Annotated in this window: 1 protein-coding gene; it reads left to right on the forward strand. The window is 71.7% G+C overall.

The features are described 5' to 3' along the window. A partial coding sequence (locus FLQ44_RS10115; protein ID WP_240801242.1) for a hydrogen peroxide-inducible genes activator occupies positions 1 to 459 on the forward strand: 459 nt, incomplete at its 5' end. Position 460 lies beyond the last annotated feature (1 nt).

Here is a 460-nt window from a genome sequence, read left to right on the forward strand (position 1 = left end):
GAGCCCTTCGTGCTCGCCGTGCCAGCCGATCACGCGCTTGCCGGCCGCAGCAGGCTGGGGCTGCATGACATCGCGGATCAGCGCGTACTGCTGCTGGACGAAGGCCACTGCCTGCGTGACCAGGCGCTGGACGTGTGCCATCTGGCGGGGGCGAGCGAAAAGGACGGCTTCCGCGCCACCAGCCTCGAAACCCTGCGACAGATGGTGGCCGCCGGCGTGGGGGTCACGCTGCTGCCCCTGCTGGCCGTGCAGCCGCCGGTGCCGCGCTCGGAGAGCCTGAAGCTGCTGCGCTTCACCGACTCCAGCCCGACCCGTCAGATCGCCCTGGTGTGGCGCAAGTCCTCGGCGCACGCCGAGTTCCTGCACAAGGTCGCCGAAGTGCTGTCGGCGCCCCCTCCGGAACCGCTGTCGCCAGGCGCGCGCCTGCGCGCCGCACCCGTCGGCAGGCCGACAGACTGAG

This window comes from Vogesella mureinivorans, from assembly GCF_007644035.1.
GTDB lineage: Bacteria > Pseudomonadota > Gammaproteobacteria > Burkholderiales > Chromobacteriaceae > Vogesella > Vogesella mureinivorans.